This window comes from Stenotrophomonas sp. STEN031, from assembly GCF_056759975.1.
This window is the reverse complement of record NZ_JBRREA010000029.1, coordinates 17,270-36,469: the sequence shown is the minus strand read 5'-3', so window position 1 is coordinate 36,469 and position 19,200 is coordinate 17,270. Positions and strand designations below refer to the sequence as shown.

Sequence of the window (19,200 nt, the reverse complement as noted above, 5' to 3'; positions counted from 1 at the left end):
AGAGCCCGAATCCTGCTATCAGCCCTGCCCGTTCTCCAGTACCCGCTTCAGGAACGGCACGGTGATGCGGCGTTTGGCCGCCAGCGACTCACGGTCCAGTCGCTCCAGCAAGGTCACCAGTCCGCTCAGGTCACGGCCGGTGCGGGTCAGCAACCAGTCCAGCGTCGCCTCATCCATCACCAGCCCACGCCGCACCGAGCGCTCGCGCAGCACGGCACCGCGGCCCTCGGCATCCAGCGGCTCCAGGGTAATGCGGCTGCACTGTGACAGGCGCGAACGCAGGTCCGGCAGCACCAGTCCCAGACCATCGGGTGGCAGCCGCGAGGTATAGATTACGGTCACATCGGCGGCACGCGCGCGGTTGTGGAATTCGAACAGGGTCACTTCCTGGTCGCGTCGGCCCGCAACATATTCCAGCCCGTCCAGTGCCAGCACGTCATGGCCTTCCAGCGCTTCCAAGGCGTCCTGCAGACGCGTGCCAGCCGCCTGCAACGGCAGGTAGGCGGGTCGCCGCCCAGCCTGCAGCGCGGCAGCGCAGGTGGCCAGGGCAAGGTGCGTCTTGCCGGTAGCACCAGCACCCACCAGATAGATCCAGTCCTGGCTGTCGCCATTGGCAACGGCGCGCAACTGCGCCAGCGCGCCGTCCGGCGCACCGATGAAGGTTTCAAAGCGCTGGTCTGGCGGGTAACGCAAGGCCAGCGGTAACTGCGGCACACTCACTTAGGTTCTACATCCTTCGACACGATGCTCAGATCCGCCGGCACATCAACGCTGCGCGGATCCAACACAATCGTCGGCCCGTGGCCGGCATACAACTCACTTTGGCGATAACGCTGGTGCGCATAGCGCAACAACACGTTGATCACCGCCGCCGCTGGCAAGGCCAGCAGCATTCCCAGGAAGCCAAACAGCTGGCCCCCGGCCATCACCGCGAAAATCACCGCAACCGGATGCAGGCCAATTTTGTCACCGACGATGCGCGGCGTCAGCACATAGCTTTCCAGCAACTGGCCGACGGTGAAGACCACACCCACCAGTACCAGCAACTGCAGGTCGAAGCCCTGCGACTGCACCAGCGCAGCCAGCACCGCCAGCACCACGCCGGTAGTCGCCCCGAGGTAGGGGATGAAGCTGATCAGGCCAGCAACCAACCCGATCAACAGGCCCAGGTTCAAACCGACCAGGGTCAGGCCTGCCGCATACACCACGCCCAACGCGATCATCACCGCGATCTGGCCGCGGATGAAGGCGCCCAACACGTCATTGGACTCCCGCGCCAGCCGCGACACCACCTCGATATGGTTGCGCGGGATCATCGATGCAACCCGCTCGACCAGCTTGTCCCAGTCACGCAGGAAGTAATAGGCCAGGATCGGCAACAAGGCCAGGTTGATCACCCAGGCCACCATCGCGAAGCCCGAGCGCGACACGTAGCCGAAGAACGTGGTGGCAACACCACCTGCCTGCTGCCAATGGCTGCGCACCCACTCGAACAGCCGGCCCGGGTCCAGCCAGGCCATGATTTCCAGACCGGTCTTCTGCTCGATCCACGGAATCGCGGTGTTCATCAACCAATCCTGCCCCTGCGGCAAGGCAGCCACCAGGGTGACGATTTGGCGTTGGATCAACGGCACCAGGATCAACAGCGCCAAGGCCAACAGCAGGATCATCAGCACGAATACCAGCACCACGGCGGTATTGCGCGAACGCCCACTGGCTTCCAGCCGATCCACCAGCGGATCGCCCAGCCAGGCCAGCATCAAGGCGACCACGAACGGGGTCAGCACCGGTGCCAGCAACCATGTCACCCACAGCCCGAAGGCCACCAGCACCACCCACTTGAGGCGGCGCAGGAACAGCGCGATTTCCATTTCCGCTGTATCAGTGCTCATCGAATACGGTACTCCGCACGGCGACTGCTGTTGTCATTTTCGGTGGAGGCATCCGCATCACCGTCGTCCACCGCACCCACCGGTTGCAGGGCGGCATCGCGGCCCAGCATGCGGTTGAAGCCAGGCAGGCCACTCATCAGCTCGACATCCAGTTCCAGCCGGTCGCCGGACGCCTGGATCGGCATGATCGACTTGACCACCGCCACACTCTGCAGGGTCGCGGCAAGACGCAGATAGTCGTCGGCACTACGGATACCGCTGACCACGATCCGGTACACGCCAGCGGCTCCGCCCACCGGCGCCTTGGCATAACGCCGCACCAGCGCGTCGGCCGCACCATCGGCACCGCCCATCATCGCCCGCCGTGCATCGCCGTCAGTCGTCGTCCACTTGGACAGCTCGCGACCATTGTCGACAAATACCCAGTCGGCAACCCAACCACCGCCCTTGCCGCGGTACAGCTTGCCCACCAGTTGCATCGGCGGCGCATAGCGTGCCGAAGCGCGCGCCACGGCGGCGGTGTCCTGCCGCCAGATCGCACCGACCAGGGCCTGCTCAGCGGCTCCACCAGCCGGCAAGCCAAGCTTGAAGCCACGTTCCACCGCGCGGTCCAGCAACGGCCGCGCCGCGTTGGACTGCGGCACACCGACCAGGCGCGGGCCACTACCATCGTCAATGGCCAGCCAAACCACCGGCTTGGGCCGGGGTTGCGGCCATACCGGCAGCCCCAACGCCGCTACCAGCCCATCAACATCGTCCTGGCGGAAACGCGCCACCAGCATGGTACGGAAGCTGGGCGCACCACTGGCGCTCACACTCTGGTCCTGCCGGTAGTCGTAGCTCTCGACCATGTCCTTGGCGCTGCGCAGGGCCTGCGCCACACCTGGCCGGGCCAGGGCGCTGCGGTCCCCGGACAACTTGGCCAGCACAGCGCCCAGCGCGCGCGCCAGCCCGCCGTTGCGGTCGGCCTCACTCTGGCTGTTGACCGGCACTTCGGCCTCATAGGCACTACGGGCGCCGGCTACGTCCCCTTCGGTACGCATGCCGGACGACTGCGCCTGCACCAGTGAAATGGGCAGGCAGAGCGCCAGAAACAGGATTGTGACCAGGCTGCGACGCATTGAAATTTCCATTGCTCGACGATTCCGGAGGGAATTGTTGCCCGAATGGGGCCTTCACGCCAACGTGGCCTGTTAAAATCGCCCGTTCACCCCGCCAGTGCAGCCGCCCGTGACCAGCCCCTCGACCTCTGCCAACTCCCCCCTGACCTACCGTGACGCCGGTGTCGACATCGACGCAGGCAATGAACTGGTCGAGCGTATCAAGCCGCTGGTAAAGCGCAGCTTCCGCCCGGAGGTGATGGGCGGACTGGGCGGCTTCGGCGCCCTGTTCGACCTCTCCAGCAAGTACCGTGAGCCGGTACTGGTCTCCGGTACCGACGGCGTCGGCACCAAACTGAAGCTGGCACAACAGCTGGGACGCCACGACACCATCGGCATCGATCTGGTCGCCATGTGCGTCAACGACGTGCTGGTGCAAGGCGCCGAGCCCTTGTTCTTCCTGGATTACTTCGCCACCGGCAAGCTCGACATCGACACCGCTGCGGCCGTGGTTGGCGGCATCGCCAATGGCTGCACCGAAGCCGGTTGCGCGTTGATCGGCGGCGAAACCGCTGAAATGCCCGACATGTATGCCCCGGGCGAATACGACCTGGCCGGCTTCACCGTCGCCGGCGTCGAAAAGAGCGAGCTGAAAGACGGTTCGGCCGTTGCCCAGGGCGATGTCCTGATCGGCATCGCCTCGTCGGGCCCGCACTCCAACGGTTATTCGCTGGTGCGCCGCATCTATGAACGCGCCGGCAGCCCGGCCGAGCTGGTGCTGGAAGACGGCGTCAAGCTGGTCGACGCGCTGATGGCGCCGACCCGCCTGTACGTCAAGCCGATCCTGTCGCTGCTCAAGACCCACGGCGCCGCCGTGCACGGCATGGCACACGTCACCGGCGGCGGCCTGACCGAAAACATCATCCGTGTGGTGCCGGAAGGCCTGGGCCTGCGCATCGACGCCAGCAGCTGGACGCTGCCGCCGGTGTTCCAGTGGCTGCAGCGCGAAGGCAACGTGGCCGACAGCGAGATGTGGCGCACCTTCAACTGCGGCATCGGCTTCGTCCTGCTGGTGCCGGCCGACCAGGTCACCGCCATCAACGCCACCCTGGATACGCTGGAGCTGGCGCATTGGCAGATTGGTGAAGTGGTGGCTGAGAACGGCGCTGAACGCGTCCACATCGGCTGAGCCAACGCCTACATGACAGCCGCCAAGAAGGCCGCCTTCATCGGCGTGCTTGTTGTATTCGCGCTTACCTGGATCAAACCGCTATGGCCTGTTGAACAGGCCCTGCACAGCTCGCTGACCGTGCTCGGCCTGCTGGCGCTGTGGTGGGTGGACCGCCGCTGGCCGTTGGGCAATGGTGCCTTCATCGCCATCTGCGGCTTCATCGTGCTGCACTGCATAGGTGCGCGCTGGCTGTACTCCAACATCCCCTATGACCAGTGGGCGCAGGCGCTGTTCGGCTGGTCGCCGGATGCCGCCTTCGGCTGGGAGCGCAATCATTTCGATCGCCTGATCCACCTGCTGTATGGCATCTGCTTCACCCCCGCGCTGACCCAGTTGGCCCGCCGCACCTGGCCGGCCCTGCGTGTTGGCCAGGCGTTCACCCTGGCGGTGATGACCATCATGTGCACCAGCCTGGCCTACGAATGGTTGGAGTGGGGTATCGCCCTGGCCCTGTCACCGGAAGCCGCCGAGGCCTATAACGGCCAGCAGGGCGACATCTGGGACGCCCACGCCGACATGCTGTTGGCCACCCTGGGCAGCCTGGCGCTCTGGCCACTGCTGCGGAACGCCCGCGCATGAGTACCGCGCCACGCCTTGCCGTACTTGCCTCCGGGCGTGGCAGCAACCTGCAAAGCCTGCTCGACGCGATTGCCGCAGGCCAACTGAATGCGCAGATTGTCGGCGTGTTCTCCGACAAGCCCAGTGCGGCGGCGCTGGAGAAAGTGGCGCCCGCGCAGCGTTGGGCGCGCGCGCCCCGGGATTTCGCCAACCGCGAGGCCTTTGACGACGCATTGGCCGAAGCAGTGGCGGCGAGCCAGCCGGACTGGATCATCTGCGCCGGTTACATGCGCATCCTTGGCGCTGCCTTCGTCCAGCGTTTCAGCGGCCGCCTGATCAACATCCACCCCTCTCTGCTGCCCCTGCACAAGGGTCTGCACACCCATGCCCGGGCCATCGAGGCCGGTCATGCCGAGCACGGCGCCAGCGTGCATTTCGTGGTGCCGGAACTGGATGCCGGGGCGGTGATCGCCCAGGCCCGCGTCCCGGTGCTGCCCGCCGATACCGCGGAATCCCTGGCCCAGCGCGTACTGGCGGTCGAACACCCCTTGCTGCTGGCCAGCGTTCAACTGCTGGTCGCCAATCACCTGACTGAACGGGATGGCGTGGTGCTGTTTGACGGTCAGTCCCTGTTTAGCCCATTGCGCCTAGATTCCGCCGGAACCCTCCGCCGCTGATCCACACAGGCTGCTGCTGTGTGGTTTGGCATGATCTCCCTTCTTCCTGCCCTCTTCTCCGCATGGCCATAGCGCTTTTCAAACCACTGGTTCTGACCGCCCTGCTGGTATCGGCGGTCAGTCACGCCCAGGAAACGCCAGCCGCCGCGCCGACACCGGCCCCGGTTGCGCCGGCATTGCCCGCGCTGGAGTGGACGCCTCCGGCGCTGGAGCCTTTCGTCGCCACCTACCAGGCCTTCTACAAGGGCAAGGAAGCCGGTGATGCAACCATGCGCGTGACCCACAACAACGACAGCCAATGGCGGGTGGACATGGCGGTACGCGGCAAGCGCGGCTTTGCCAGCGTGCTCGGCCTGAACATCGAGCAGAGCAATGTCTTCAACAACGAAGGCGGTGTTTACACGCCGTTGAGCCAGAGCACGGTCAAGAAGGCCCTGTTCATGAGCAAGAAGGTCACCGGCGTCTATAACTGGCAGGCCGGTACAGCCCAGTGGCAGGGTGACCTGAAGGAAGAACGGCAGCGCCCCATTCCACTGCAGCGCGGCGACCAGAGCGCACTGCTGTTGAACCTGTCCCTGATGCGCGACGCGCGGCCGGGCCAGGCCCTGCAGTACCGCTATGTCGATGTCGGCCGGGTGCGTCAGTACGAGTACCGCGCCGCCGATACCACCGAGAACGTGCAGGTGGGTGATCTCAGCTATGACGCCTTGCGGGTGTACCGCACCAATGGCGGCAATGATGAAACCATCCTGTGGATTGCCAACGGCGTGCCAACGCCGGTGCGCATCCTGCAACGCAAAGACGGGCAGGACGAAATCGACCTGCGTCTGATCGAATACCAAGGAGCCTGAGCATGAAGCTTTCCCACCGCCCCCTGCGTTACCTCGCTGCCGCCGCGCTGGTCGCCGCCAGCATGCCGGCTCTGGCAATTGAGCCGTTCACTGCCAATTACCAGGCCAGCTACATGGGCATGCAGGCCAGTGGCGTGATGACGGTCGCTCCCGCGGGCAACAATCAATGGCGCTACAGCCTGCAGATCAAGAACCCGATGGCCGACCTGAGCCAGGCCACCGTGTTCGACGAGCAGGGTGGCAGGCTGCGCCCGCTCAGCAGCCACGATCGGTCGGTCGTGCTGATCAAGCGCAAGCAGGTGGATGCACGCTACGACTGGAACAGTAACCAGGCCACCTGGACCGGCGACGTAAAGCCCGAGCGCAGCGGTCCGATCCGCCTGCAGAACGGCGACATGGATGCCCTGCTGATCAACCTGGCCATTGCCCGCGACGTCAACGCCGGCAAGCCACTGAACTACCGCATGGTGGATGACGGTCGCATCAAGCCGATGACCTACCGGGTGATCGGCAAGGAGAACATGACCATCGGCGGCAAGCAGCAGGAAGCCACCAAGGTGTCGCGCGTGGATGGCAACAAGGAACAGATCGCCTGGATCGTCCCCGGCATGCCGATACCGGCGCGCCTGCTGCAGCGTGAAAACGGCCAGGACGCATTGGACCTGACCATCAAGTCGATCCAGTAAGCCAAGCTGTAGTGCCGAGCCATGCTCGGCAAAGCCCTTGCCCGAAGCAATAGAGCTTACCCCTCCCAAACCCGCCCCTTCGCTGCGCGAAAGGGAGGGAGCAATGGCGTAGTGGGGGGCCCCCCCACGCCCCCCCCAAGGGCCCACACCCCAAAACCCCCCCCCCCCCCCCCCCCCCCCCCACTACGGGGCTGCGCTTACTCCGCCGCCGGCTTCTTGAACACCGTGCGGCAATCGCGGCGAAACTCTTCGCCGCTCTTGCGCCAGATGAAGCTGCGGCACTGGCGATCGCCTTCCTCGCTGTCCTTCACCTGCACCGCATAGAAGGCCTGCAGGAACTCGTCGCGACTGACCTGGCCATCGCCATTCCAGTCCATCTGCTCCTTCTCCACGCCCTGGGTGATGGCCACACCACTGTACCAGCCCCAGCCCAACCAGGCCAGGGCCAGCAGCACCAGCGCCAGCAGTGCCTTGCGACGCGGGGTGAACCGGCCCTTGAGGATCATGCGATCCGCCGCACGTTGGCACCCAGCCCACTGAGCTTTTCCTCAATGTTCTCGTAGCCACGATCAAGGTGGTAGATGCGGTCGATGCTGGTTTCATCAGCTGCCACCAGACCGGCCAGGATCAGGCAGGCCGACGCACGCAGATCGGTCGCCATCACCGGCGCGCCGCTGAGCTTCTCGACACCGCGGATGATGGCGGTATGGCCTTCGATCTGGATATCCGCGCCCAGCCGCAACAGCTCGTTGACGTGCATGAAGCGGTTCTCAAAGATGGTTTCCTTGATCACGCCAACGCCATCGGCCACGCAGTTCATCGCCATGAACTGGGCCTGCATGTCGGTCGGGAAAGCAGGGTGCGGCGCGGTGGTGATGTTCACCGCCTTGGGCCGCTTGCCGTGCATGTCCAGGGTGATGCTGTCCTCGGTGGTGCTGATCTCGGCACCGGCTTCGGTCAGCTTGTGCAGCACCGCATCCATCGTATCCGGACGCGCATTGCGCACCGTGACGCGCCCGCCACTCATCGCCGCCGCCACCAGGAAGGTGCCGGTTTCGATGCGATCAGGCAGCACTGCGTGACGGCCGCCATGCAGGCGCTCCACGCCCTCCACGACCAGCCGTGCGGTGCCGATGCCTTCGATCTTCGCGCCGAGTGCGATCAGACAATGCGCCAGATCGGCCACTTCCGGCTCCATCGCGGCGTTCTCCAGCACCGTGGTGCCTTCGGCCAGCACGGCAGCCATCAGCACGTTCTCGGTGCCAGTGACGCTGACCATATCGAAGGTGTAACGGCCGCCCTTCAGGCGCCCGTCGACGTGAGCCTTGATGAAGCCGTTCTCCACGCTGATCTCCGCACCCAGCGCCTGCAGGCCCTTGATGTGCTGGTCAACCGGACGCGAACCAATGGCGCAACCGCCCGGCAGCGACACTTCGGCCTTGCCGAACTTGGCCAGCAACGGACCCAGCACCAGGATCGAGGCGCGCATGGTCTTGACCAGTTCATATGGCGCGACGTGCTGATCGACGGTGCGCGGATCCACCACCACCGCGCTGCCGCGCGACAACGTGCCCTGGTCGATGGTGACCTTGGCACCCAGCTCACCGAGCAGCTTCACGGTGGTGATCACGTCGTGCAGATGCGGCACGTTGGTGATTTCCACCGGCGCATCGGCCAGCAAGGTGGCGCACAGGATCGGCAGGACGGCGTTCTTGGCGCCGGAGATATGAACCTCACCGTTCAGCGCTTTGCCGCCGGTGACTACGATTTTTGCCATGGATTTAAGGCCGGTATAGGGAAAAGAGAGTGCGCCGGCTCAGCCGGCTTCACCCGGAGTAAGGGTTTTCAGCGCCAGCGCGTGGATGGCGCCACCCATCAGGTCGCCCAGCGTCGCATACACCATGCGGTGGCGCGCCAATGGCATCTTGCCGGCGAATGCCTCGCAGATCACCGTGGCCTCGAAGTGCACCCCGTCGTCGCCCTGCACGTCGGCGCGGGCGCCCGGCAGGCCGGCTTCGATCAGATTTCGGATGGTCTCGGCGTCCAAAGCGCTTTCCTAATAAAATGAACCCCCATTCTACTATCCGAGTGGCATCCGTATGGCTGCTTCCCCGCTTTCCCTGGCTACATTGCGCGACGCCGACCTGGTGGCCAGTGGTCACCGTGTATTCGAGATCGAGCGCGACGAACTGGACCGGGTGGGCGGCCGCATCGGTACCGAATTCGCCGCCGCCTGCCGCCTGGTACTGGCCTCGCGCGGCCGCGTGGTCACCACCGGCATGGGCAAATCCGGGCATATCGCGCGCAAGATCGCCGCAACCCTGGCCTCGACCGGCACGCCATCGTTCTATGTGCACCCGGGCGAAGCCGGGCACGGCGATCTGGGCATGATCACCGAAGATGACGTGGTATTGGCGCTCTCCTATTCCGGCGAATCGGATGAAGTACTGACCCTGCTGCCCGTCTTCAAGCGCCAGGGCAACCCACTGATTTCCATGACTGGCAGGCCCCAGTCCAGCCTGGCGCTGGCCGCCGACGTGCATCTGGACGTGAACGTCGACCATGAGGCCTGCCCGCTAGCGCTGGCCCCGACCTCCAGCACCACCGCCTCGCTGGCGATGGGCGATGCGCTGGCCGTGGCCCTGCTGGACGCGCGCGGCTTCACCGCCGACGATTTCGCCCGCTCGCACCCGGCCGGCAGCCTGGGCCGGCGCCTGCTGCTGCACATCACCGACGTGATGCATGCCGGCGACGACCTGCCCTGCGTCAGTGACGACGCCAGCCTCAGCCAGGCGCTGATGGAAATGAGCCGCAAGCGTCTGGGCATGACCGCCGTGGTCGATGCGCAGGGCAAGCTGGTTGGCCTGTTCACCGACGGCGACCTGCGCCGCGCCCTGGACACCGACCTGGACGTGCGCACCGCCAGCATCGCCCAAGTGATGACCCGCAACCCGCGCACCATCGGTGCCGACCAGCTTGCCGCCGAAGCCGCGCGCCTGCTGGAAACCCACAAGATCAATGGCTTGATCGTGGTCGACGGCGACAATCACCCCGTCGGCGCCCTGAACATTCATGACCTGTTGCGGGCAAAAGTCGTCTGAACCCCGCACAATCAACGGCCTCGGGCCAACGCCCGACCTGCCGCAACGGATACTGCCTGCCCATGCCCTACTCGCCGCTCGCGCTTTTCCCCGCCAACCTGCACGCCACCGCCGGCAGCATCCGCCTGGCCTGCTTTGACGTGGACGGCACCCTGACCGACGGCCGCCTGTTCTACGACCACGCCGGCAACGAGAGCAAGGCGTATTACGTGCAGGACGGCCTGGGCCTGAAGCTGCTGCAGCAGCATGGCATCCACCCGGTGCTGATCACCGCCCGCAACAGCCTGTCGGCGCAGCGCCGCGGCGCCGACCTGGGCATCGACACCCAGATCGCGGTGGGCGACAAGCTGGCCAGCGTACGCGCGCTGTGCGAACAGCACGGCATCGGCCTGGACCAGGTTGCCTTCATGGGCGATGACCTGCCCGACCTGGCACCGCTGTGTGCGGTCGGCCTGGCGGTGGCACCGGCCGATGCCCATCCCTGGATCGCCGAACGCGTGCACTGGCAGACCCGTGCCCAGGGCGGGCGTGGCGCGGCGCGCGAACTGTGTGACGTGCTGCTGGCCGCGCAAGGCAAGCTGGACGCTGTACTGGCGAGGTTTTCCTGATGAGCTGGCGCTCGCTTCTTGGTATTGGCCTGTTGCTGGCAGCACTGCTCACCGGCTGGTCGGCATGGCGCAACCGCGCCAGCACCGCCCCCACCGCGATCGAAGAAGGCAGCACCGACTTCACCCTGACCGATTTTGAAATCGTCACCCTGGACAAGGAAGGCCACGAATCGGTGACCCTGCGCGCGCCCTCGATGGCGCGCAACCGCGCCGACCAGACCTCGACCATCAGCAAGCCCCTGTTCCTGTTGCCCGATGCCGCCGGACAGCACTGGGAACTGCGCGCCGATACCGGCTGGGTCAGCCCCAAGGGCGAGGAATTGCGCCTGCGCGGCAGTGTTGCCGGCGACAGCCCCAATGATGGCAGGACACCTCCCACTACTTTCCGCACCGATGCGCTGGACGTGCTGACCGAGCAGAATCTGGCGCGCACCGATGGCCGCGTCACGGTGACCCGGCCGGGCCTCACCCAGACCGGTGTCGGCTTCCGTGCCAACCTCAAATCCCAGCAGTATTCTCTCCTTTCCCAGGTCAAGACCCGCTATGAACCCAATGCTGCCCGCTAAGCTCGCGTCGATCACCCTGCTCGCCGCCCTGCTCGCACCCGGCATGGCGTGGGCCAAGTCGTCCGATCGCAACCAGGCGATGACCATCGATTCGACCAACAGCGACTGCAACATGGTCGGTGACAATGGCAAGTGCCGTTTCAGCGGCAATGTGGTCATCACCCAAGGCACGCTGGAAATCCATGCCGATACCGCCGACGTCATCCAGAAGAACGGCGAAACCGAGCGCGTCGTACTGACCGGCAAGCAGGCAACGCTGAAGCAGCAGATGGACGACAACACCTGGATGAATGCCCGCGCCGACAACCTGGATTACAACGTCGCCACCGAAGTCATCGTGCTCACCGGCAACTACAAGGTTGAATCCGAGCGCGGCACCAACGCCGGCCAGCGCATGGTCTACAACACCCGCAGCGGCGCGATGCAGAGCGGTGGCGACGGCACCCGCGTGCGCACCGTGATCCAGCCCAAGAACAAGGCGCCGGCAGCAGCGGCGTCGGGAGACAACAAGTAATGCTCGTTGCCCAAGGCCTGCGCAAGCGCTACAAGAGCCGCGAAGTCGTCAAGAACTTCGGGCTGACCCTGGATGCCGGCGAAGTGGTCGGCGTGCTCGGCCCCAACGGTGCCGGCAAGACCACCTGTTTCTACATGATCGTTGGCCTGGTCGCCGCCGATGCCGGCAGCATCGTGCTGGACGGCAAGGACATCACCTCCGAGCCGATGTACGAGCGCGCCAAGCTGGGCGTGGGTTACCTGCCGCAGGAGCCGTCGGTGTTCCGCAAGCTCAGCGTGGCCGACAACATCCGCCTGGTGCTGGAACTGCGCGAGGACCTGGACAATGCCGGCCGCGAACGCGAACTGTCCTCGCTGCTGGAAGAACTGCAGATCAGCCATGTGGCCGATCAGACCGGTGCAAGCCTGTCCGGCGGCGAACGCCGTCGCTGCGAAATCGCCCGCGCGCTGGCAGCCAAGCCACGCCTGATCCTGCTCGACGAACCGTTTGCCGGCGTCGACCCGATCTCGGTCGGCGAGATCCAGCGCATCGTGACCCACCTCAAGCAACGCGGCATCGGTGTCCTGATCACCGATCACAATGTGCGCGAAACCTTGGGAATCTGCGACCGTGCGTATATCCTCGCTGAGGGCAGCGTACTGGCGCAGGGGGCACCGGAAGAATTGCTGGCCAATACCGATGTGCGCCGTGTCTACCTCGGGGACGCCTTCACCCTCTGAGTCGCAGCGCCACGTCGTGCCCCTACCCGAACGGAACAGGCATGAAAGCTCGGCTGCAGACATCGATGGGACAGAGCCTGGTGATGACGCCGCAGTTGCGTCAGGCCATACGGCTGCTGCAGATGTCCAGCACCGAGCTGGAGCTGGAACTCACCGAAGCAGTGGAAACCAATCCACTGCTGGAATGGGCGGAAAACACCGAAACCAACGACGGCGATGATGCGCCGACGAGCAGCGCCAACGACGATGCCCCGATTGATCCCGCACAAGGCGACATCAATGCCGAGGGCGAGGACTGGGACGGCGGCGATGAAGACTGGAGCAGCGCGCGCTCCGGTTCATTCGACGATGAGGGTGACAACGGCGAGCGTGAGCAGGCCGAAGATGGCGACACCCTCGCCGATCATCTGCTGTGGCAACTGCACCTGACCCATCTTGGCCCCGTCGATCGCGCCATCGGCGTGGCCTTGATCGATGCCCTGGATGAAGACGGCTATCTGCGCGAGCCGCTGTCGACAATCTCGCAGACCCTGCTGCCGGAAATCCACGCCGACGAAGACGAGATCATGGCGGTGCTGCGCCAGATCCAGCGCTTCGATCCAGCGGGCGTTGGCGCGCGCAGCCTGGGCGAATGCCTGCGCCTGCAGCTGGACGTGCTGCCCTGCCAAACCCCTGCCCTGGCCTTGGCCCGCCGCATCGCCGATGGCCCACTGGAGCGCCTGCCGCGCGCCGGCATTGCCGGCATCGCCCAGGAACTCAAGCAGCCTGCCGCCGACGTGGAAGAAGCCGTGCAGTTGCTGCGCTCGCTGGACCCGCGCCCTGGCAAGCAACTGGGACAGATGACCTCGGACACCTATGTCGTGCCCGATTGCGTGGTCTGGCGCCAGCGCGGCATCTGGCGCTGCGCGCTGGCCGGTCATGCCGGCCCCAGGGTCGTCATCAATCGCGGTTACGAACAATTGATCCGTCGCTGCGGTGACGCCGACGCCAGCTATCTGCGTGCACAGCTGCAGGAAGCGCGCTGGCTGCTGAAAAGCCTGGAAGCCCGTGGTGAAACCCTGCTGCGCGTGGTCAACAGCCTGCTGCACCACCAGGCCGGCTTCCTGGAATTCGGCGAACAGGCCCTGCGTCCGCTAACGCTGCGTGAAATCGCCGCCGAGCTGGAACTGCACGAATCCACCATTTCGCGCGCCATCGCCCGCAAGTACGTGCGTACCCCGCGCGGTACCCTGCCGCTGCGCGCCTTCTTCGCCTCCGGCATTGATACCGAAGGCGGCGGCGAGGCTTCCAGCACCGCCATCCAGTCGATGATCCGCAACCTGATCGATGCGGAGAACCCGCGCAAACCGCTTTCTGACGCCAAGCTGGCTGAAATGCTCAAAACCAGTGGCATACCGGTAGCGCGCCGCACCGTTGCGAAGTATCGTGAGGCCATGAACATCTGTGCCTCTCACGAACGCGTCCGCATCGTCTGAAGCATTCGTTGGGCAGCGCAGGGTTCATCTAGGCAACCCCGAACCACAGGAGGAATCCGATGCGTATCGAGACGTATGGCCAGCAAGTTGAAGTCACGCCTGCCCTGAAGGAATACGTGGAAACAAAGCTGGAACGGCTGGGTCGGCACTTCGACCAGCACTGCGAAGTCCGCGTCCAGTTGTCCACCCGCAAGCCTGACTACCTCGTCGTCGCCACGGTGAATCTACCCGGGCGCACCCTGCACGCCGATGCCGCTGCAACCACCATGTACGCAGCCATCGACGTCTTGGCCGACAAGCTCGACCGACTGGTCATAAAGCACAAGGAAAAGCATCTTCCCCACGCATCGCATGCTCTGCGCGACAATGGCTGATCTTTATACCCAGCCGTAAGCCAACATGCCGTTGACCGACCTGATGGCGGCCGTGAGTACCCAGGTACTTGCGGCCGCTGATCGTGACAGCACCCTGATTGCCGCCTCCCGCCTGCTTGCCTGCCGCGAGGCCGGCGCGGACAGCCTGTTCCTGAGCCTGCGCGAACGCGAGAGCGTCGGCAGCACCGCCATTGGCCATGGCATCGCCATTCCCCACGGACGCTCGGACACCTTGCAGGAACCCCGCGGCGCCCTGCTCCGTCTGCAGGAGCCCGTCGATTTCGGCGGCGATGAACCGGTGGACCTGGTCTTCGCGATGGCCGTGCCCGCCCATTACACCCATCAACACCTGATGCTGCTGTCCGAGCTGGCGGAGATCTTTTCCGACGCCGACATCCGCCAGGCACTGCGCGTGGCCCCCGACGCACAGGCCCTCAGGAACATCATCATCAACCCGCAACAGGCGCGCAGCGGATGAATACCAGCATCACCGCCCAGGAACTCTTCGACCAGCAGCGCGAGAAACTCGACCTGCGCTGGGTTGCCGGCCATGCCGGTGCGCAACGCGAACTGGAGGCGGGCAATACCGTCTCGCGGCGGCCCTCGCTGGCCGGCTACCTCAACACCATCTACCCGAACAAAGTGCAGATCCTCGGCACCGAGGAACTGACCTGGCTGGATTCACTGGACGCACGCCAGCGCTGGGAAGTGATCGAGCGCATCATCCAGGCGCGACCGCTGGCGCTGGTCATCACCAAAAGCCATGGCTGCCCGGAGGACCTGCGCTCGGCCGCGGACGAATCGCAGACCCCGTTGTGGGTATCGCCGCGCCGCGGCCACGAACTACTCAACCACCTCAGCTACCACCTGGCCCGCACGCTGGCGCCACGGGTCATCCTGCATGGCGTATTCATGGAGATCTACTCCATTGGCGTGCTGATCACCGGCGAGGCCGGCTCGGGCAAGAGCGAACTGGCGCTGGAGCTGCTCTCTCGCGGTCATCGGCTGGTCGCCGACGACGCCCCCGAATTCACCCAGATCGCCCCCGACGTGCTCGATGGCACCTGCCCCGAACTGCTGCAGGACCTGCTGGAGGTCCGCGGGCTGGGCGTGCTGAACGTGCGCCAGATGTTCGGTGACACGTCTGTAAAGAAGAACAAGTACCTTCGCCTCATCGTCCACCTGACCAAGCCGATGACCGAACCCAGCAGTTATGGCTATGAGCGCTTGACCGGCGATTCGGGCAAACGCCACGTACTGGACCTGGACGTGCCGCTGATCACCCTGCCGGTGATGCCTGGTCGCAACCTCGCGGTGCTGACCGAGGCCGCCACCCGCCTGCACATCCTGCGCACCAAGGGCATCGATCCGGCGGCGATGTTCATCGCCCGCCATAGCAACCTGCTGGAGCAACGTAGTCCATGAGTTCACACCCTGCATCGGTATTGATCATCGTCAGCGGCCTGTCCGGTTCGGGCAAATCGGTGGCGTTGAAGACCTTTGAAGACCTGGACTACTACTGTTCGGACAACATCCCGGTCAACCTGCTGCCGGAGTTCGTGCGCGGCGTGCTCGGCGAACGCGAGGAAAACCGACCGCAGCGACTGGTTGTCGGCATCGACGTACGCGGCCGCAGCGACCTGAGCCAACTGGCGGCCTGGCGCAAGACCGCGCTGGACTACGGCATTGAAGCACGCCTGCTGTTCTTCGAAGCCGATGACGACACCCTGCTGGCGCGCTATGCCGATACCCGCCGCCGCCATCCGCTCAGCCATCTGGGCCTGTCCCTGCCCGAGGCCATCAGCCGCGAGCGCGAGTTGACCGCGCCGCTGCGCCGCGAGGCCGATGCGGTGATCGACACCACCCGCCTCAACGTGCACCAGCTGCGACGCCGGGTCATCACCGATTTCGCGCTCAGCCACGAGAGCAAGCTGTCGCTGCTGTTCGAATCCTTTGCCTACAAGCGCGGCGTACCGGCCGAGGCGGATTTCGTGTTCGATGCGCGGGTGCTGCCTAATCCGCATTGGGACCCGGAACTGCGCTCACTGACCGGGCGCGACCGCGAAGTCCGCGAATACCTGGACGCCCAGCCCGAGGTGGTGCGCTACGTCAGCCAGCTGCAGGACCTGCTCGACACCTGGCTGCCCAAGCTCGGCAGCGAGACCCGCAGCTATGTCACCGTGGCCTTTGGCTGCACCGGCGGCAAACACCGCTCGGTCTATCTGGCCGAACGACTGGCCCGGCATGCCCGCGAGCAGGGCTGGCAGGACGTGGCCACCTTCCATCGCGAGCAGGATTGAACACGCGCCTGCGCAATCACCGCGCATGCCCTGAATGGCACACAGAAGACAGATTTAAGCGCTATCGCGGACTTGGCCTGACCTGTTAACGTTCAGGGATGACCTGCGGCATTCTCCTAGTAACTCATACCGGTGTCGGCACTTCCCTGCTGGAAGTGACGACCGCCTTGTTGCGGCAACTGCCGCTGAAGACAGAAGCGTTCGAAGTGCCTTTCGACGCCGACCTGGATGCCCTGCTGCCCGCCGCCTCGGCGGCGATGCGGCGGGTGGAAGGCGAAGGTGGCGTGTTGATACTGACCGATCTGTATGGCGCCAGCCCGAGCAATCTTGCCGGCAAGCTGGCCCGCCTGGGCACCCCGACCCGGCGTGTATCGGGATTGAGTCTGGCGATGTTGCTGCGGGTAATGAACTATCCGGAACAGGGATTGGACCAACTGCCCGCCACTGCGGCGGCGGGCGCTCGCAACGGAGTCATCACCGACGATGCTTGAACAAGAACTCATTGTTTCCAACCGGCTGGGCCTGCATGCCCGCGCCACCGCCAAACTGGTGCAGGTGCTGTCGGCCTTCCGCGCCAATGCCACGCTGGTGGCCAAGGGCCGCGAGGTCAACGCCAAGAGCATCATGGGCGTGATGTTGCTGGCTGCCGCACAAGGCACGCCGGTCACGGTACGCGTGGATGGCGAGGACGAGGCTGCCGCGCTGGAGGCCGTCACCGCCCTGTTCGAGCGCCGTTTCGACGAGGACAACTGATGGCGCAGGCCGCGCCCGCTGGTGCAGCCCTTGCGTGGAGCCGGCAGCGGTGACCCGTTTACTGGGCCTGCCTGCTTCCCGTGGCACCGCGCTGGGCCGTGCCCGCGTCCGCCTGCCGCACGTGCAGGATATTGGTGAAAAGCGTGTCGCCGCCGCCGCGGTCGAGCACGAACTGGAACGCCTGCACCGCGCCACCGATGCCGCGCGCCAGGAAATGCGTGAACTGCGTACCCGCCTGCAGGGCGCCTTGCCGGCGGAAGTCGGCGAATTCCTCGACCTGCACGCCATGTTGCTGGACGACCCCGAACTGCTGACCGCCTTGGACGAGCTGGTGCGCAGCAAGCGTTACAGCGCCAGCCATGCGCTGCGCATCCAGCGCGACCGCCTGGCGCAGGTATTCGAAGGCATGGAAGATGCCTACCTGAAAAGCCGGATGGACGACCTGGACCACGTGATCGGCCGCATCCAGTCCTTCCTGCACAAGCGCAACACCACCATGAAGGGCCTGGCCGGCGAAATCCTGGTCTGCGAGAACGTTGCTCCCTCGGAACTGGCGCAGCTGCAATCGCAAGGCGTGGTCGGCATCGTCAGCAGCGCTGGCAGCGTGCTCTCGCACAGCGCCATCCTCGCCCGCAGCCTGCACATGCCGTTGGTGGTGGCCGCCAGCGCGGTATTGCAGAAAGTCAGCGATGGCGACGTGCTGATCCTGGATGGCGGCAGCGGCGAGATCGTGGTCGACCCGGGCCCGAGCGAGCTGCGCCAGTACCGCGAGCGCCAACGCGAGCTGGCCCGCGAACAACGCGAACTCGGCCGCCTGCGGGCAAAGCCCACGCGCACCCTGGATGGCGTGGAAATCACCTTGCTGGCCAATGCCGAATCGCATGACGACGTCGCCCAGGCACATGCACTGGGTGCCCGCGGCTTGGGCCTGTACCGCACCGAATTCCTGTTCATGCAGCGCAACCAGCTGCCTGACGAAGAAGAACAGTTCCGCGTCTACCGCGACACCGTGCTGGGCATGAGCGGCCGCCCGGTCACCATCCGCACCCTGGACCTGGGCGCGGACAAGGCCGATCGCACCGGTCTGGTACTCAGCAGCGAAGAAAACCCGGCGCTGGGCCTGCGTGGCGTACGCCTGTCGCTGGCCCGGCCCAAGGTCTCCGACACCCAGTTGCGGGCGATCCTGCGTGCCTCCGGCTACGGCCCGCTGCGCATCCTGGTGCCGATGCTGACCACCCGTGAGGAAATCATGGCCGTGCGTCGGCGACTGTCGCGGCTGGCCGCGACCCTGCGCAATGACGGCCACGAAGTGGCCGAGAACATCCCGGTCGGGGCGATGATCGAGGTTCCTGCAGCGGCGATCGCGCTGGAGACCTTCATCGACCAGGTCGACTTCCTGTCGATAGGCACCAATGACCTGGTCCAGTACCTGCTGGCCGCCGATCGCAACAACGACGCCGTGGCCGAGTTGTACTCGCCGCTGCATCCGGCGGTGCTGCGGTTGCTGTGGCAGGTGATCGACACCGCGCAGCGGCATGACACGCCGGTCGCGGTCTGCGGTGAAATGGCCGGTGACGCGCATATGACAGCCTTGCTGCTAGCCTTGGGCCTGACCGAGTTCAGCCTGCACCCGGCCACCTTGCTGGAGGTGCGACGCGCCATCCGTGAGGTGGACCTGAGCGCATTGCGCCTGCAGGCCCCGCAGTTGTTGGCTGCACGCGACCGCCGCGGCATTGAACGCTGGATCGCCGGCGTCGCCGGAAACTGATTCCGGTAACACCGATTATATGCAAGC

24 protein-coding genes are annotated in these 19,200 nt (G+C 65.2%); 18 read left to right on the top strand and 6 right to left on the bottom strand.

The genetic code is table 11. The features are described 5' to 3' along the window. Positions 1-18: 18 nt before the first annotated feature. The 3 genes from hda to ACVOLQ_RS13830 are packed head-to-tail and all read right to left on the bottom strand — an operon-like array spanning position 19 to position 3,025. Positions 19-720, bottom strand: coding sequence for a DnaA regulatory inactivator Hda (gene hda / locus ACVOLQ_RS13840; RefSeq protein WP_313170378.1), 702 nt, complete (start codon positions 718-720; stop codon positions 19-21). After that, positions 717-1,892 carry an AI-2E family transporter gene (locus ACVOLQ_RS13835; protein ID WP_481528379.1) on the bottom strand — a complete coding sequence of 392 codons (1,176 nt, stop codon included), beginning with the start codon at positions 1,890-1,892 and terminating at the stop codon, positions 717-719. The genes hda and ACVOLQ_RS13835 overlap by 4 nt, the downstream gene beginning before the upstream one ends. Then, entirely contained in the window at positions 1,889-3,025 is a 1,137-nt protein-coding gene (locus ACVOLQ_RS13830) for a DUF2066 domain-containing protein (RefSeq protein WP_313170376.1), read from the bottom strand. The genes ACVOLQ_RS13835 and ACVOLQ_RS13830 overlap by 4 nt, the downstream gene beginning before the upstream one ends. 97 nt (positions 3,026-3,122) lie before the next feature. Between ACVOLQ_RS13830 and purM the strand changes: the two genes are divergently transcribed. From purM to ACVOLQ_RS13805, 5 genes are all read left to right on the top strand, one after another. Beyond that, the gene (gene purM, locus ACVOLQ_RS13825) at positions 3,123-4,181 is read left to right on the top strand and encodes a phosphoribosylformylglycinamidine cyclo-ligase (protein WP_313493166.1); all 1,059 of its coding nucleotides are present in this window, start codon (positions 3,123-3,125) and stop codon (positions 4,179-4,181) included. Between the two features lie 12 nt (positions 4,182-4,193). Next, complete coding sequence (locus ACVOLQ_RS13820) at positions 4,194-4,802, top strand: DUF2238 domain-containing protein (RefSeq protein ID WP_481528378.1); 609 nt, start codon at positions 4,194-4,196, stop codon at positions 4,800-4,802. Next, positions 4,799-5,458, top strand: a complete 660-nt coding sequence (gene purN / locus ACVOLQ_RS13815; protein ID WP_481528377.1) for a phosphoribosylglycinamide formyltransferase — start codon at positions 4,799-4,801, stop codon at positions 5,456-5,458. Before ACVOLQ_RS13820 ends, purN begins: the two co-directional genes overlap by 4 nt. Positions 5,459-5,520: 62 nt before the next feature. Then, on the top strand, positions 5,521-6,309 hold the full coding sequence (locus ACVOLQ_RS13810; protein ID WP_313170368.1) for a DUF3108 domain-containing protein: 789 nt from the start codon (positions 5,521-5,523) through the stop codon (positions 6,307-6,309). Between the two features lie 2 nt (positions 6,310-6,311). Next, positions 6,312-6,995: a DUF3108 domain-containing protein gene (locus ACVOLQ_RS13805; protein ID WP_481528376.1), complete on the top strand. Its 684-nt coding sequence runs from the start codon at positions 6,312-6,314 to the stop codon at positions 6,993-6,995. 197 nt (positions 6,996-7,192) lie between these two features. Here ACVOLQ_RS13805 and ACVOLQ_RS13800 read toward each other — a convergent pair whose 3' ends face one another. The 3 genes from ACVOLQ_RS13800 to ACVOLQ_RS13790 are packed head-to-tail and all read right to left on the bottom strand — an operon-like array spanning position 7,193 to position 9,042. Further along, entirely contained in the window at positions 7,193-7,501 is a 309-nt protein-coding gene (locus tag ACVOLQ_RS13800; protein WP_313493173.1) for an EF-hand domain-containing protein, read from the bottom strand. Beyond that, a complete protein-coding gene (murA, locus tag ACVOLQ_RS13795) occupies positions 7,498-8,772 on the bottom strand; it encodes a UDP-N-acetylglucosamine 1-carboxyvinyltransferase (protein ID WP_313170361.1) in 1,275 nt (424 codons plus the stop codon). Before murA ends, ACVOLQ_RS13800 begins: the two co-directional genes overlap by 4 nt. A 39-nt stretch (positions 8,773-8,811) precedes the next feature. Beyond that, positions 8,812-9,042 carry a BolA family protein gene (locus ACVOLQ_RS13790; RefSeq protein ID WP_313170360.1) on the bottom strand — a complete coding sequence of 77 codons (231 nt, stop codon included), beginning with the start codon at positions 9,040-9,042 and terminating at the stop codon, positions 8,812-8,814. A gap of 52 nt (positions 9,043-9,094) precedes the next feature. Here ACVOLQ_RS13790 and ACVOLQ_RS13785 point away from each other — a divergent pair, with 52 nt between their 5' ends. From ACVOLQ_RS13785 to ptsP, 13 genes are all read left to right on the top strand, one after another. Next, a complete protein-coding gene (locus tag ACVOLQ_RS13785; protein ID WP_313170358.1) occupies positions 9,095-10,096 on the top strand; it encodes a KpsF/GutQ family sugar-phosphate isomerase in 1,002 nt (333 codons plus the stop codon). 62 nt (positions 10,097-10,158) lie between these two features. Further along, entirely contained in the window at positions 10,159-10,704 is a 546-nt protein-coding gene (locus ACVOLQ_RS13780; RefSeq protein ID WP_313170356.1) for a KdsC family phosphatase, read from the top strand. Then, positions 10,704-11,270, top strand: coding sequence for an LPS export ABC transporter periplasmic protein LptC (gene lptC, locus ACVOLQ_RS13775; RefSeq protein ID WP_313170355.1), 567 nt, complete (start codon positions 10,704-10,706; stop codon positions 11,268-11,270). The genes ACVOLQ_RS13780 and lptC overlap by 1 nt, the downstream gene beginning before the upstream one ends. Beyond that, positions 11,248-11,784 (top strand): lipopolysaccharide transport periplasmic protein LptA, encoded by a 537-nt coding sequence (lptA, locus tag ACVOLQ_RS13770; protein ID WP_313170354.1) that lies wholly within the window; start codon positions 11,248-11,250, stop codon positions 11,782-11,784. The genes lptC and lptA overlap by 23 nt, the downstream gene beginning before the upstream one ends. Continuing rightward, on the top strand, positions 11,784-12,503 hold the full coding sequence (gene lptB / locus ACVOLQ_RS13765) for an LPS export ABC transporter ATP-binding protein (protein ID WP_313170352.1): 720 nt from the start codon (positions 11,784-11,786) through the stop codon (positions 12,501-12,503). The genes lptA and lptB overlap by 1 nt, the downstream gene beginning before the upstream one ends. 41 nt (positions 12,504-12,544) lie before the next feature. Next, positions 12,545-13,978 carry an RNA polymerase factor sigma-54 gene (locus tag ACVOLQ_RS13760; RefSeq protein ID WP_313170350.1) on the top strand — a complete coding sequence of 478 codons (1,434 nt, stop codon included), beginning with the start codon at positions 12,545-12,547 and terminating at the stop codon, positions 13,976-13,978. A gap of 59 nt (positions 13,979-14,037) precedes the next feature. Further along, on the top strand, positions 14,038-14,352 hold the full coding sequence (gene hpf, locus ACVOLQ_RS13755; protein ID WP_057628895.1) for a ribosome hibernation-promoting factor, HPF/YfiA family: 315 nt from the start codon (positions 14,038-14,040) through the stop codon (positions 14,350-14,352). A gap of 25 nt (positions 14,353-14,377) precedes the next feature. Further along, entirely contained in the window at positions 14,378-14,830 is a 453-nt protein-coding gene (locus ACVOLQ_RS13750) for a PTS sugar transporter subunit IIA (protein WP_481528375.1), read from the top strand. Beyond that, on the top strand, positions 14,827-15,777 hold the full coding sequence (gene hprK, locus ACVOLQ_RS13745; protein ID WP_313170345.1) for an HPr(Ser) kinase/phosphatase: 951 nt from the start codon (positions 14,827-14,829) through the stop codon (positions 15,775-15,777). Before ACVOLQ_RS13750 ends, hprK begins: the two co-directional genes overlap by 4 nt. Further along, complete coding sequence (gene rapZ, locus ACVOLQ_RS13740) at positions 15,774-16,652, top strand: RNase adapter RapZ (RefSeq protein WP_481528374.1); 879 nt, start codon at positions 15,774-15,776, stop codon at positions 16,650-16,652. Before hprK ends, rapZ begins: the two co-directional genes overlap by 4 nt. 98 nt (positions 16,653-16,750) lie before the next feature. Continuing rightward, a complete protein-coding gene (locus tag ACVOLQ_RS13735) occupies positions 16,751-17,143 on the top strand; it encodes a PTS sugar transporter subunit IIA (RefSeq protein WP_313170341.1) in 393 nt (130 codons plus the stop codon). Continuing rightward, positions 17,136-17,405, top strand: coding sequence for an HPr family phosphocarrier protein (locus ACVOLQ_RS13730; RefSeq protein WP_481528373.1), 270 nt, complete (start codon positions 17,136-17,138; stop codon positions 17,403-17,405). Before ACVOLQ_RS13735 ends, ACVOLQ_RS13730 begins: the two co-directional genes overlap by 8 nt. A 49-nt stretch (positions 17,406-17,454) precedes the next feature. Continuing rightward, the gene (gene ptsP, locus ACVOLQ_RS13725) at positions 17,455-19,173 is read left to right on the top strand and encodes a phosphoenolpyruvate--protein phosphotransferase (RefSeq protein ID WP_481528372.1); all 1,719 of its coding nucleotides are present in this window, start codon (positions 17,455-17,457) and stop codon (positions 19,171-19,173) included. Positions 19,174-19,200 lie beyond the last annotated feature (27 nt).